This is a genomic window from Paraglaciecola chathamensis S18K6 (assembly GCA_000314955.1).
Lineage (GTDB): Bacteria > Pseudomonadota > Gammaproteobacteria > Enterobacterales > Alteromonadaceae > Paraglaciecola > Paraglaciecola chathamensis.
Map to the genome: position 1 here is coordinate 41,497 of BAEM01000060.1, position 12,294 is coordinate 53,790.

Annotated in this window: 11 protein-coding genes; 5 read left to right on the forward strand and 6 right to left on the reverse strand. The window is 45.2% G+C overall.

All coding sequences use genetic code 11. The features are described 5' to 3' along the window. Nucleotides 1-111 precede the first annotated feature (111 nt). The gene (locus GCHA_RS21360) at nucleotides 112-303 is read right to left on the reverse strand and encodes a hypothetical protein (protein ID WP_007992076.1); all 192 of its coding nucleotides are present in this window, start codon (nucleotides 301-303) and stop codon (nucleotides 112-114) included. 155 nt (nucleotides 304-458) lie between these two features. Next, the gene (locus GCHA_RS21365) at nucleotides 459-2,603 is read right to left on the reverse strand and encodes a TonB-dependent receptor plug domain-containing protein (protein WP_039992895.1); all 2,145 of its coding nucleotides are present in this window, start codon (nucleotides 2,601-2,603) and stop codon (nucleotides 459-461) included. A gap of 256 nt (nucleotides 2,604-2,859) precedes the next feature. Between GCHA_RS21365 and GCHA_RS21370 the strand changes: the two genes are divergently transcribed. Together GCHA_RS21370 and GCHA_RS21375 are read left to right on the forward strand one after the other, a co-directional pair. Further along, a complete protein-coding gene (locus GCHA_RS21370) occupies nucleotides 2,860-4,137 on the forward strand; it encodes an MFS transporter (protein ID WP_007992082.1) in 1,278 nt (425 codons plus the stop codon). Between the two features lie 78 nt (nucleotides 4,138-4,215). Then, nucleotides 4,216-4,710 carry a hypothetical protein gene (locus GCHA_RS21375; RefSeq protein ID WP_007992083.1) on the forward strand — a complete coding sequence of 165 codons (495 nt, stop codon included), beginning with the start codon at nucleotides 4,216-4,218 and terminating at the stop codon, nucleotides 4,708-4,710. On the opposite strand, the gene GCHA_RS21380 is transcribed toward GCHA_RS21375, so the two are convergent. Next, nucleotides 4,707-5,000 (reverse strand): ArsR/SmtB family transcription factor, encoded by a 294-nt coding sequence (locus tag GCHA_RS21380; protein WP_007992084.1) that lies wholly within the window; start codon nucleotides 4,998-5,000, stop codon nucleotides 4,707-4,709. The two genes, GCHA_RS21375 and GCHA_RS21380, sit on opposite strands and share 4 nt — an antisense overlap. A gap of 130 nt (nucleotides 5,001-5,130) precedes the next feature. Between GCHA_RS21380 and GCHA_RS21385 the strand changes: the two genes are divergently transcribed. Beyond that, complete coding sequence (locus tag GCHA_RS21385) at nucleotides 5,131-6,048, forward strand: permease (protein WP_007992085.1); 918 nt, start codon at nucleotides 5,131-5,133, stop codon at nucleotides 6,046-6,048. A gap of 186 nt (nucleotides 6,049-6,234) precedes the next feature. On the opposite strand, the gene GCHA_RS21390 is transcribed toward GCHA_RS21385, so the two are convergent. Then, nucleotides 6,235-7,962 (reverse strand): FAD/NAD(P)-binding protein, encoded by a 1,728-nt coding sequence (locus tag GCHA_RS21390; protein ID WP_007992087.1) that lies wholly within the window; start codon nucleotides 7,960-7,962, stop codon nucleotides 6,235-6,237. A 263-nt stretch (nucleotides 7,963-8,225) separates the two neighbouring features. Continuing rightward, nucleotides 8,226-9,116 carry a dienelactone hydrolase family protein gene (locus GCHA_RS21395; protein ID WP_007992088.1) on the reverse strand — a complete coding sequence of 297 codons (891 nt, stop codon included), beginning with the start codon at nucleotides 9,114-9,116 and terminating at the stop codon, nucleotides 8,226-8,228. Between the two features lie 285 nt (nucleotides 9,117-9,401). On the opposite strand from GCHA_RS21395, the gene GCHA_RS21400 reads away from it, so the two are divergent. Continuing rightward, nucleotides 9,402-10,196 (forward strand): formyl transferase, encoded by a 795-nt coding sequence (locus GCHA_RS21400; RefSeq protein ID WP_007992090.1) that lies wholly within the window; start codon nucleotides 9,402-9,404, stop codon nucleotides 10,194-10,196. Nucleotides 10,197-10,318: 122 nt separating this feature from the next. Continuing rightward, nucleotides 10,319-11,197 carry an ADP-polyphosphate phosphotransferase gene (locus GCHA_RS21405; protein ID WP_007992092.1) on the forward strand — a complete coding sequence of 293 codons (879 nt, stop codon included), beginning with the start codon at nucleotides 10,319-10,321 and terminating at the stop codon, nucleotides 11,195-11,197. Between the two features lie 5 nt (nucleotides 11,198-11,202). Here GCHA_RS21405 and GCHA_RS21410 read toward each other — a convergent pair whose 3' ends face one another. Further along, nucleotides 11,203-12,225: a patatin-like phospholipase family protein gene (locus tag GCHA_RS21410; RefSeq protein WP_007992093.1), complete on the reverse strand. Its 1,023-nt coding sequence runs from the start codon at nucleotides 12,223-12,225 to the stop codon at nucleotides 11,203-11,205. Between the last annotated feature and the right edge of the window lie 69 nt (nucleotides 12,226-12,294).

The following is a 12,294-nucleotide window of genomic DNA, read 5'->3' on the forward strand; positions in this document are numbered from 1 at the left end:
TGCGCTTACCAGCATCCATGCTGGATATGACAGACCATCCGTGGTCAGCCAGTCACTTCTTTCCAACAGCCGAAAGAAGTAACCAAGAAAGGCCGTGCTCCGGCAAACTTTCTAATCCGCTAACCGCCGCGCCTTTTTTGTCATACCGGCGTGAGGAAACATCCCTGTAAAGCGCACGCCTTGTCCAGATGTCCATATCTGGCCATCTGACAAGTCGCTGCTGTTATCGGGAAAGTTTGAGTCGCCAATTGATTCGCTGCGCTCACTAAAGCATGCGCTTTGCTTACTATGGCCTTCGGTCACTACTGCATGCGCTTCGCTTACTATGGCCTTCTGCCACTACAGCATACGCTTCGCTTACCAGCATCCGTGCTGGTACGTATCGCGTGTGCTATTTGGCCACTGCTATAAATAATCAGTGCGCATAAATGTTTGCTAACAAAAGCAGCTGATTCCGCCTATTCGCCGAATTTAATTCTTACCCCTGCATTGGCGATAAACCCATCATTGCGTGACCAGATGTCTGTGGTCCATTGGCCGCTGGCTGCTTGTGAGGGGAGCAATAGGGGGTGTTCGTCTGTTTGTTTTACATCTAGCAGGTTTTCTAAGTTGATAAACCAGCTTGCTCTGCCAACCGTGATTTCACCCATGAGACCTAGGTGCCAATACGGATTCGATTCGTCCATGTAAGGGTTGTCGTCTAATGTTTGCGGGCCAGTGTAATACGCTTCAAAGCCGACTCTGAAGTTTCCGTGTTGCTCCCACATGGCAACAAAACCAGCGGAGTGTCTTGGGGTGAGGGCGATCTCTTTTCTACCGCTGCCGTCTGTAGAGGCTTCGGTGGCGTCTAAATATAAGTAGCTTGCGGTGAGTTTTACGTCGCGCCAGTAGTAGCGTATCAATACTTCTGACCCGCGGATCTGTGTTTCGCCTTCGGCGTTTACGAGTCTTACTCTGTCGAGCTCATTTGTGTTGTTCGATGAAAAGGCTTGCAGCTCAGTAACATTTTCAACATTAGAACCAAACGCTGTCACGCTAGCTTCGATACTCTCGAATCGATAGGTTATATCCAATGACGCGGTTTCAGCTTGCTCTTCCTCAATGTCTTGCAATGGTTCGAGGCGTGACAATCCGGCGGCTTCTATCTCTTCTACAAACGGGGTAGGGGCATAATATCCTTGCCCATAAGAACCTCGAATAGTCAGATCGCCCGGGCGGTAAAGCATGGAGATTCTGGGGCTAAATTGAGTGCCGTATTCACTGTGATCATCTATTCGGGCGCTCACTGAAGTGCTCAGTTGCTCGTTCCATTGATAGTCGAGCTGGGTAAAAATGCCGGGCACTTCGTAGGAATAGTCAAATTGCTCATCGCTAAAAGAGGTAAATTGTTCTGCCTGATAAGCGATACCGACTAACCAGTCGGTGTCGCCTTTGTAACCGGCGAGGCTGCTTTCTAATAAGTAGCTTTCGTGTCGATCATCTTCTGCAATATCTGCATAGGTGTGATCGTGCTCTTGCACCATAGCGGAGGCTCTGGCGTTTAGGGTTAACGTCTCTAACATGGGCATATTAAACACTACACCGCCGTCGAAGCGTTGTGAGTCTTGTGTTTGTTCATAGGGGTTGCCATCAGCCACGGCGGCGCCTGGCATAGTGCCGCCTTCACGTTGTTCAGTCATAAAACCCGCCGTCGCGTATAGCGATTCTCCATTTTGTCCTTGCCAAAATAATCGAGGGCGGGCGCTATATCGCTCGTATCCAGGCAGGTCAATCCAGCCATCATCGTCCACATCTTGTGTATCCTGGTGGTGCGCACCGACGGTAAGAGAGCCTTTTAGATCATCAGTTAGCGGACTTTCTATATAGGAGGTTAAGTCTTGGCCGTTACGGGTAGTCACATTGACCAATGCTTCGCCATTTAGCGTATCGCCCGGTGTTCTTGATACAAGGTTTATAACGCCCCCTAATGCGGAGCCGCCGTAAAGCGAGGATGCCGAACCTTTAATGATTTCGACTCGACCAAGATCCGTGGGCGGTATTTGTAACAAACCGATAGACGATGCCTGATTGCCGTAAAGGGGTAGTCCATCTGCCAGTAGCTGGGTATAGCGGCCATATAAGCCTTGAAGGCGAATGTTAGCACTACCTAGCGCTGGAGATGTTGTTTGCACGCGTACACCACCTGTTTCGGCAACTAGCATGGAAATATTGCCTGGGCGCATGGCCGCCTTTTCTTCAATTTCTTCTCTGTCGATGAGCTCAACACGTATTGGTTGATCATTGGCGATGCGCCCTGAGCGAGTCGCTTGAACGACAATGTTTTCTATTTCCTCTTCGTGATTTTCTTCATGTTCGTGCTCCTCTTCATGTTCGCGCTCCTCTTCATGTTCGCGACCGGTGCCCTCATCGGTGTGCGCTTGTTCGATTCCTGCGTTATTTTTTGCGTGCTGTTTCGTGGGCTTTACTGCCTGATAAGCGGTGGTTGCTGAGCTAGGTAATATCTCACTGGAGGACAATGTTTCGGCTTCACTAAGGGGAATAAAACCAATGGAGATAGCGCTAAGAGGCACGAAAAAAGTGGTACAAAATGAGGGTGTCGGCATGAGTTAACTAATTGAGTCTATGAACAAAAATTTGGCCAAGGATAAAGGTTCCTGCCACTGGAAGGTCAAATAAAGTGAAAAATATTTTGTGTACACCTGACCGGATGAAGCTAACACATAAAGCTTGTTCTAAGCAGATACCCAGTGGTGTTGATTAAATGTTCAAACTACCGCAATTCATTCTGGACATCATATTCTGAAACAACCACTATGTGAGCCAGTGGCTTGTTTAATAAATCATCTATCGGATTTCGCTATGCCGACCTTGTTAAAGTCTATGTTTTCTTTGTTGTTTTCGGCTGCCATCTTGCTGGTGGGCCATGGTTTACAACTGACTATTGTGCCGCTTTACGCGATTAATTTGGGCTGGGAGCCGGATTTAATTGGCTATATCGGTTCGAGCTACTTTTTTGGCTTTGTTCTAGGTTGCTTGACGGTTCCCCGTCTTGTGGCTCGTGTTGGGCACATTCGGGTCTTTACCGTGTTAATTGCGTTATTTACCTCTTCTTTGTTGTTTATTGGTTTGGTCGATCATTTCGTCATTTGGCTGTTAGCGCGCTGCCTTATCGGTTGGGGTATCGCCGGTATTTATATGGTCATCGAAAGTTGGCTGAATGATAAGACCTCGATTGAACACAGAGGCAGCGTGTTATCTGTGTATACGGTCATTTCCTTGTCTGCTATTTGTTTAGGCCAGTTGTTGGTGGGCTTTGACTTAGGGTTTGCTGGGCTATTTATGTTGGCGGCTGCGCTCTTAGTATTAGGCATAGTGCCAGTCGGTCTAACGAGGCGGCCTGCTCCCCAGCCCATACCTGCGGTCAGTTTCAGCTTTAGGCGCTTATTTGCTGTATCTCAAGTCTCTATGGTGGGGGCATTTTTTGGTGGTTTAGTAACGGGGGGATTTTGGGCATTAGGGCCAGTTGTGGCCAATGCAAACGCGTTAAGCCCAAGTCAGGTTGGTGTGTTTATGGCCGTTACCATACTAGGCGGCACAGCCTTGCAGTTGCCGGTTGGGCGTTTGTCGGACCGAATCGACAGACGTTACGTTATTACCGGTTTAGCCGTTATTGCGGTGCTAACAAGTATTATGGCAATTCTGCTTGATAGCCGAAATCCTCAGGTTATCTATGTGACTATGTTTTTATTAGGTGGTTTGAGCTTCCCGCTGTATTCCCTGTGCTTAGCTCATGCTAATGACAATACAGACTTATCGATTATGGAGGTGGGCAGTGGTGTACTGATGATGAATAGCATTGGCAGTATTCTAGGGCCCCTTAGTGTGTCATTTTTGTTGGGATACACCCATATGGCTTTGTTTATTGTCTCAGGTGCAGCAATGTCCATTTTAGCGTGCTGGACTTTATATCGAATTCGTTTCCATGATGTTGCCCGTGAGCATTACGAGCCATTTGTCAGTATGCGTAGTACCACCCAGGAAATGGTCGAAATGGGTTTAGAAAACGAAGAGCCTGAAGTATCTGAAACTGAAACGTCAACCCAAGCCCCACAGGAGGCGGAAAATAAACCAATTTAGTGGACACGTATCTGCTATTTCAATACAGTGATACGCACGATTTTTATACACAAAATGCATTTTTTTAGGGATAAAACGATGAAGTTAGTAACAGTATTATTGGTATTATTTTTAGCGGGCTGTGGCAGTACTTCATCAAGTAATAAGAGCAGCGAGTTGCAATCTCAAACTGCGCAAGTTGATGAGCAAAACCAAACAACAGACACCATGGCGTATCGTAACTTAGCGGCTGTTATTTACCCAAAATCGTTTGAAACTGGCGGTATTTTCAAAGTGAAAGCCACGGGCAATAAAGAGGGCCATGTATTTTTAAATACCCAGTACGATTACCGCGACCCAAGAAACATCACGATTGTTATTCCCCCTGAGGTGGCTAGCGAGCTTGAGGAAAACGTGAAAATGTCGCCTGAAGCTTATTTCTTGAAAAAGCGTATATTGGTAAAAGGCTCACTCGTTCAAGTAAAGGTTTGGTTTAGCGCCAACGGCAAGCGCACCAATAAGTACTATTACCAGACTCATATGCGCGTTGCTTCATGGAAAGATATCAATCTTGTTGGCGAAACATCCTCTTAGGTTTTTTCGTCAGCGCAACACTCTTCCTGCAAAAAATCGATAACTGACTGTAGCTTGTCGTATTCCGCTACGCAAAATAGGGTTCGGCTTTCACGACGCTGTGTAATTAAGCCTGCTGAGAGCAAGCCTGAAATATGATGGGACAAAGTCGACCCTGGGATCTCAAGTTTCTCTTGCAAGCCACCAACGGCAATCCCCTGATATCCTGCTCTGACAACACTTCGGTAAATATTTAAGCGGGTAGGGTGGCCTAATTCTTTTAGCGCTTTAGCCGTATTTTCTAAATCCATATTGCTGATCCTCACAAAATTATATTTCGATATTACTAGAAATAACTTGATCTGGCGAATGCAAATCTTTATATTTCGATTAATCCAGAAATATAGATTTATTCATGAGTAGAGAGATAGGTACAAAGTTATGTTCGAAATAAATATGACAATGGTGCACGACGCACTAAGTATGTTTGCATTTTTAACTGCGGAGCTCACCGCGCTGTTTTTGCTTATCAGCTACTTGGTGGGCGTACTGCAAATGTATATTCCGCCCTCAAAAATTCAGTCCATTCTAAGTGCAAAAAACGGTAAAGGTTATCTTGTAGCAGCTTTACTGGGAGCCATAACCCCATTTTGTTCCTGTTCTACCATTCCTTTTTTGAAAGGGTTATTAAGAGCCAAAGCGGGTTTTGGCACCATGATGGTGTTTCTATTTGCTAGCCCGTTGTTAAACCCGATCATTATCGGCTTGTTTGCCGTTACTTTTGGGATAAAGGTCACGATGTTTTACTTCACCATGGCGATGGGCGTCTCAGTTGTGGCAGGTTTCCTATTAGAAAAGCTAGGGTTCGAAAAGTACGTCCGAAGTGAAGCGTACATCGAACCAGATGCAGCAACATGTGGAACGGGTTGCGGTGGGGCTGTAGCGCCCGTGAATAAATGGAGAAAAATATGGGATTCAACTTGGAGTGACTTTAAAAAAGTATTGCCCTATTTAATCGGCGGCATTGCGATTGGCGCACTGATCTACGGTTTTATGCCCACTGAGTTTGTAGCAAGGGTGGCTAACGAGAATAATCCATTTGCAATTCCTATTGCCGCTGTCATTGGCATTCCTTTGTATATTCGGGCTGAAGCGGTTATTCCGTTAAGTGCTGCGCTTGCTGCCAAAGGTATGGGCTTAGGCGCAGTCATGGCACTGATTATTGGTAGTGCTGGGGCTAGCTTAACTGAAGTGATTTTACTTAAGTCGATTTTTAAGAACCCCATGATAGTGGCATTCTTAGTGGTTATTTTATCAATGGCGATAGGAGCTGGCTTTGTGTATAGCGCACTCTTTTAACTTTGGTTTAAAGCCCTTCGCTAAATAAAGCCCCCTTAGCTAAGTAAATGCCTTTCGCTAGATGCTAGATGACAGCCTTGAGCTGGCAAAGAGCCTTGAGCTGGAAAAGAGCCCTGAGCTCACAAAAGCCTCGAGCCAAATATACTTGGGGCTTATTCGTGCCAAGCGCTGCGCTCATCCAAGCTGTTAACTCGCGTAACGCATCGCGTGCTGCTCAGTTAATTTATCCACTATGATAGTGGACACCTGATCGCAAAAATCAAAGCCCGAGTAATCGGGATTAAATCCGCTGATAAACGGTACTGCCATTATAAAGTAGCGGTCACTTGGCTTGCCATTGGCTAAAAGCGGTTGGTATTCATCATTAATAGCAAAGCCTTTTAGCCTGAGGTAATACTCGCCATCTGCACCTATTGTAACGTTTTTGCTATCGAGTGAGCGTTGCTTTTCCCCGTGTGTTTTATCTTTGAAACACACACAAGCAGGCAACACTGCTTCTTGCTCAAACATCGACTTAAAGGGAAACTCTTCCATAGGTAAGTGTTGTTGCCCCGTACAATCTACAAACGTCTGATACGCTACCGCGAGCGATCGCTTCGCACTATCTTCATAGTGATAAATAAAGCGGTGATCACCTTCTATTTGTACACTGCTGTTCGCATCAACACAGATAAGCTCAAGCACTTCACTTTCGTACAAAGCCAGTAGCTGCTCGGCCGACGGTTGGGGCACGTTGGCGATGATTATTCCAATCAAAGGTAGCAGTTTACGATGTAAACGAAGCGTATCTTCGGCTGAAAAGTATTTGGCGGGATGATTTATCGTGAAGCTAAGCAGCGCCAAGGTTTCTTTCCAATGCAATGTCTGTTCAAGTTTGATCGATTGCTCGGCCTGAATGTACTCTATTTTGAACAGGGTAAACGGATCGAAGGCTTTCCTTGATTCGAGCATCCATTCGGTGAATTGTTCTAGGTTTTTATCAGCGATTTTCTGATAAAAATGGGTATCACGCTTTTTAAGTCGTTTTTTGAAATTATGCTCAAAGATAAAATCTAAGCTTAAGTACCCATTGTTTTCGGCCCTATGTTTAGCCAATTCCTGCTCAGTAAGCATGTCTTCATCTGAGACTAAAGGTTCGCCCAAATGAAAACGTACGTTAGGTAAAAGCCCTTCTAAAGAGTGCATCACGATTTTAAATTTAGTGCTCTGTTCGTTTCGTTTGTATTTAAGCTTTTCTTGGTCGTAATAGAATCGTCCGTTGGCTTTACTCAGTGTTCGAATGGCATCAATTGCAGTAAGCGAACAGCCTTTGAGGGCCACTGGGTGGTTGTATTCACGTTGCAGTTTCTTGGGTGGGTAAGGCGAATCGAAATAGCCTGCCACTTTTCCTTCGTTTTCACGCGGCCATGAATGGCCGGTACAGATGATGACCTTATCAAACCCTGTCGAGCAGCCAGAGGTAGAATATACATCGCTGGTCTTTTTATCGGAACTGGGTTTTACATCTAGCACTTCACAGCTTGTATGCACATTAATAGTTATTTTTTGTTTTTTCGCTTGTTTTAATAACGCTTTAAATTGCGCGTTTAAATAGTCACCAAATAACAATCTGGGGATCACTTGTTTAGTGTGTAAACTGGCCTTGTCGACCCCATACTCGGCTAGGTATAACTGACTCTGTTTTCGTAACCATTGGGCTAAGGATTCATCGAAGGGAGCTAATTCGTCTGATGATATATTGGTAATGTGCTCAGCCGTTGCCCCTTCGTGGCTGTAGGGCATCCCTTTGCCCAAAGATGGATTACGTTCAAATACATCGACGCTAAAGTGGCTAAATTCACAGCACAGCAATTTCTTGATTATAGACAGCGCACTAGGGCCTCCGCCTATCAGAGCGATTCGTATTTTATTCATGCGCACACCTTACAAGTCAGCGACTAAACGGGGTTAGGTATAAACGCTAAAGCATGTGCTATGCCTAACAGTATTGTTAATCTGGTATAAATAATATCCAGTAAAAACAAAGCATTGTCAGATGACGCTGAACAAAGTTATAGCCGCTCTTGAAAGTTAACCAATTGAAAAGACGTTAATTTTTCTTGTTGTTAGTAAAATTTACAAACAAGGCAGTGCACTTGTTGGTGCACTGATTTTTTACATAAGACGTGATGTTCTGGTTACGCTAGGTGATTTTTAAAGAAAGCGACTGTTCGTGACCACGCTAGCTTTGCCGCCTCAGGCTCGTAACGGCTGGTGGAGTCGTTGTGAAAGCCATGTTGAGTGTTGGGGTAAATATGGGCTTGGTAGTCAACCTTGTTGGCTTTTAATATGCTTTCGTACTCAGGCCAGCTTTCGTTTACCCGGCCATCGTTTTCAGCGAAATTAAGTAGCAGGGGGCCTTTTACTTGGCTGACTAAGTCGTCAGAGGCGGGGGTGCCATAAAAAGGAACGGCTGCGTCAATAACATCAGGTATTTTAGCCGCTAAAAGATTACTGATATAACCGCCAAAGCAGAAGCCAACCACACCCAGCTTATTGTTAGTTTTACTGTGTTGTTTGATAAAACGTGCAGCAGCAATAAAATCGTGCTCAATTTTTTCACGCACCATGCTGCGCTGCATTTCACGCCCTTCGTCATCATTGCCCGGATATCCCCCCAGTGGAAATAACGCATCAGGGGCGAATGCGATAAAGCCGTCTTTGGCTAATCTGCGTGCTACGTCTTTTATATAAGGATTAAGCCCGCGATTTTCATGTACGACTAAAACGGCTGGCGCGGGTTTGGGCATATCATTTGGTAACACTAAATAACCTTGCCCAATTCCGTATCCCTCGGGTGATTCAAATTTCTGATAGCTGGCCGTAATGTCTTCATCGTTAAAAGACACTTGTTCCGCTAAGGCATAGTTAGGCGTTAATGCACTACTGAGCGCGCCAATGCTCAAGCCGGCAACAGATAAAGAGGCTAAACGGGTCATAAAAGTACGCCTGTCCATGTCGCCATGGGCATATTCGTCGTACCAATCGAAAGCTTGTTGTGGAATGTGTTTAGGGTCGATGTGTGACATGAAGATTCTCCTATTGGTTGATAACGCAAAACAGAGGTTCAAAGGCATGTTGATAGGGTGTTTATCTGTTAACAGCATAAACTGACACTACTATCTATTGTTCTTTGGCATAATTCAATGCTTAGCATGACTCAGGAGTTAACCAGCTTGGTAACCACTGTAAATTTATTTCTTACGGACTTCTTGTTTAGCGATTCCTTTATTAGCCTCTGTCTGACTGCTCATTTCAATTCGGGCTCATTAATGCTTTACTGAGGCTTGTTGTGGAATAAATAAGCGACATGAATGAACATTGTTATTTTGGCCAATCGCGACCTTGCCAGTAATTTCGCGCTGAATTTATTAGTCCCTCACTTATCGCAACATAATGTCAGCCTATTTTTATCTGCCAAAGTAGGAGGAAGTGACTTAAAGCCTGTGGAAATCCAAACCCTTAGTTTCTTTGAGCAAACCCTGCTGACCCAATTGTTATCTCCACTCCTTGAGAAATTAAACAACCATCATGGCTTTAAAAGCTTTGGGCAAATTAGCAAGGAGTTTGTTCAGCCAGTGTCAGAGCTTAACGAAATAAACAGTCCTCTGGGGCTAGCAAAAATCCGTAAATTACAGCCTGATGTGATTCTGTCTATTCGATACGGCAGAATTTTAAAGGAAGCTGTGTTGGCACTACCGCCGCTTGGCGTTTTGAATTTGCATTCGGGGTTGTTACCTGATTACCGCGGGGTTATGGCGTCCTTTTGGGCTATGCTCAACGGGGAGAAGCAGCTCGGCACGTCGTTGCACTATATTGATGATGCCAGTATTGATACTGGGCGTATCATCGCACAATCTTATATGCCAGTGCGGCCTCATCAGTCTTACCTTTGGCACGTGTTGCAACTGTATATTGGCGGTTGTGAGCTTGTCACTCAGGCATTGCAGACGCTTGCACTAGGTGAACAATTAAAGACAACGGAACAACAGCAAGGGCGTTATTACTCATTCCCCAACGAGCAAGCAATAAAACGTTTCGAGGAGCAAGGACTAAGTTTAGTAAAAGAAGATGAACTGGTCGCGCTTATCCATCAATACTACTTTTAACTCGCGGGAGCGACAGCGTCATCCTCTTGCCAGACAATGGAATGACGAGGCTTAGTTGACTTCTAACGGGCTAAGGCACAACCTAATACTCAAGGTATATATTGTGTGAATAAGGGAGAGCGATGAAAATAAATCCAGCAGACTTTCAGGCTAAACAGGGCGAGGCGTGTGACCTGCATCAACGGCCTACAGACATCTCGCCTTTATATACTTCTAAAGCCCACTATAAAAAGAAGCTCAAAAAGCAAATCGATAAGATGAGTGATTTGCAGCGCAAGTTATATGCATCGAATGAGCATTCTGTACTGATTATTTTTCAAGCCATGGACGCCGCCGGCAAAGACAGCTCAATTCGACATGTAATGTCGGGTATTAACCCTCAAGGGTGTCAAGTGCATAGCTTTAAACATCCAACGGAAACCGAGCTGGATCACGATTTTTTATGGCGCGCGAATCAGGTTTTGCCAGAGCGCGGACGAATTGGTATTTTCAATCGCTCTTACTATGAAGAGGTGTTGATTGCGCGCGTACACCCTGAGATTCTAGACAGTCAGCGTATTCCGGATGAAGCATTACACAAAGAGCATATTTGGCGCGAACGCTTTCGCTCGATAAATGATTTAGAGCAGCATCTGACTCGAAACGGAACGCGAGTGATAAAATTTTTCTTACATTTATCTAAAGAGGAACAATGCCAACGCTTTTTAGCTCGTATCGATAATCCTGATAAAAATTGGAAATTCAGTGACGCAGATATTCAAGAGCGTGCTTTTTGGCCTCAGTATATGCAAGCCTACGAAGACTGTATTAGTTCAACGACCAGTGACGAAGCACCTTGGTATGTGATCCCGGCGGACGATAAGCGTAATGCGCGCTTGATCATCGCTAAAACCATAGTAGAAACATTCGAATCGTTGGATATGCTCTATCCGGAAGTTGATGAGCAGCGCAAACTAGAATTGCAGCGTTTGCGCACTCTATTGGTTGACCAGTCGAAATAAGGTTTTTAATCAGGTTTGTACACAATTGGCTTACCACTTGTTGGGTCAATTCTGTCAAGCGAAGGCCCCTCGTAGCTGTTGTTGAGTAACTCAACAACAGCCTCGCCATATTGATCAAACCAGAAATCACCCATGCCCTTGAGGCGTTTAATATTGGTTTGGCTGATGTCGTCCATTGCGTCATCCGGCGCTTTTTCAAACCCAGGTTGTTGACGCATTTCAGCGTTAACACGAATGTAATTGCCTGGCGGGGTGATGGTTATTGCCTGATATCCAACGACTTTTTCATCTGATAATACGTCAATGATGCAACCTTTTAGCATCCATTGCAGAGCGCCCCAGTGGCGCGAATCGGGTCCATTGATTTTTCGAGTTTGGGAACCTGTCCCTATGGATAGCACTCGTCGAACGGAGTCGGGCCACAAGCGACAGGCTTCGGCAATGGCGCACATGGTCGGGTTGTTCGCCACCACACCACCATCAATTAACCACGCTTGTTCGTTGTCTGGGGGTAAGGTCATGTCTCGGGTGGGGAAGTAAGTAGGCGCCGCGCTTGAGGCATCAGCAACCTGATATGAGAGCAAGTTCTGAAATTCGCTACGGGTCGATTTAACCACATACGGGCGGTGTTTTTCGACACCATAGGTTACGGCCAAAATATGTTTGCCTTCAGGCACGTCTTTTATTTTTGCTTGGCCGAGAGATTTCTTAAGAATATCGGTTTTACCTTTGGCTTCATATTTAGGTGCATTGATGCCATCAATTTCAAGAAAGCCTTCGTTTTGTAGAAAGATCTTTTTCGCATTCGTGACATTGTACAGCTTGTTAATATCTTGAATGTCCATGTCTGTGGTGGCGAGGGCTAAAGCGATAAGGCTGCCGGTACTGGTTCCTGCGTAAAAGTCCACGCAGTCTCTGAGTGACTTTTGATGTTGTTTTTGCAGTGCTTTTTCTACATGAGTTAAAAATTGAGTAGTCGCTGCGCCGCGAATACCACCTCCGTCCAATGAAAGTATCAATTTAGACATGCTCTTCTCCTGTATTTTTGCTTAAAAAGCAAAGTGAGTTAATCCGTTTTAATACCATTCCACGTTAAT

Coding starts and splice junctions, on each gene's coding strand:
- GCHA_RS21365 (WP_039992895.1), bottom strand. CDS start 2,603: ATGCCGACACCCTCATTTTGTACCACTTTTTTCGTGCCTCTTAGCGCT.
- GCHA_RS21370 (WP_007992082.1), top strand. CDS start 2,860: ATGCCGACCTTGTTAAAGTCTATGTTTTCTTTGTTGTTTTCGGCTGCC.
- GCHA_RS21375 (WP_007992083.1), top strand. CDS start 4,216: ATGAAGTTAGTAACAGTATTATTGGTATTATTTTTAGCGGGCTGTGGC.
- GCHA_RS21380 (WP_007992084.1), bottom strand. CDS start 5,000: ATGGATTTAGAAAATACGGCTAAAGCGCTAAAAGAATTAGGCCACCCT.
- GCHA_RS21385 (WP_007992085.1), top strand. CDS start 5,131: ATGTTCGAAATAAATATGACAATGGTGCACGACGCACTAAGTATGTTT.
- GCHA_RS21390 (WP_007992087.1), bottom strand. CDS start 7,962: ATGAATAAAATACGAATCGCTCTGATAGGCGGAGGCCCTAGTGCGCTG.
- GCHA_RS21395 (WP_007992088.1), bottom strand. CDS start 9,116: ATGTCACACATCGACCCTAAACACATTCCACAACAAGCTTTCGATTGG.
- GCHA_RS21400 (WP_007992090.1), top strand. CDS start 9,402: ATGAACATTGTTATTTTGGCCAATCGCGACCTTGCCAGTAATTTCGCG.
- GCHA_RS21405 (WP_007992092.1), top strand. CDS start 10,319: ATGAAAATAAATCCAGCAGACTTTCAGGCTAAACAGGGCGAGGCGTGT.
- GCHA_RS21410 (WP_007992093.1), bottom strand. CDS start 12,225: ATGTCTAAATTGATACTTTCATTGGACGGAGGTGGTATTCGCGGCGCA.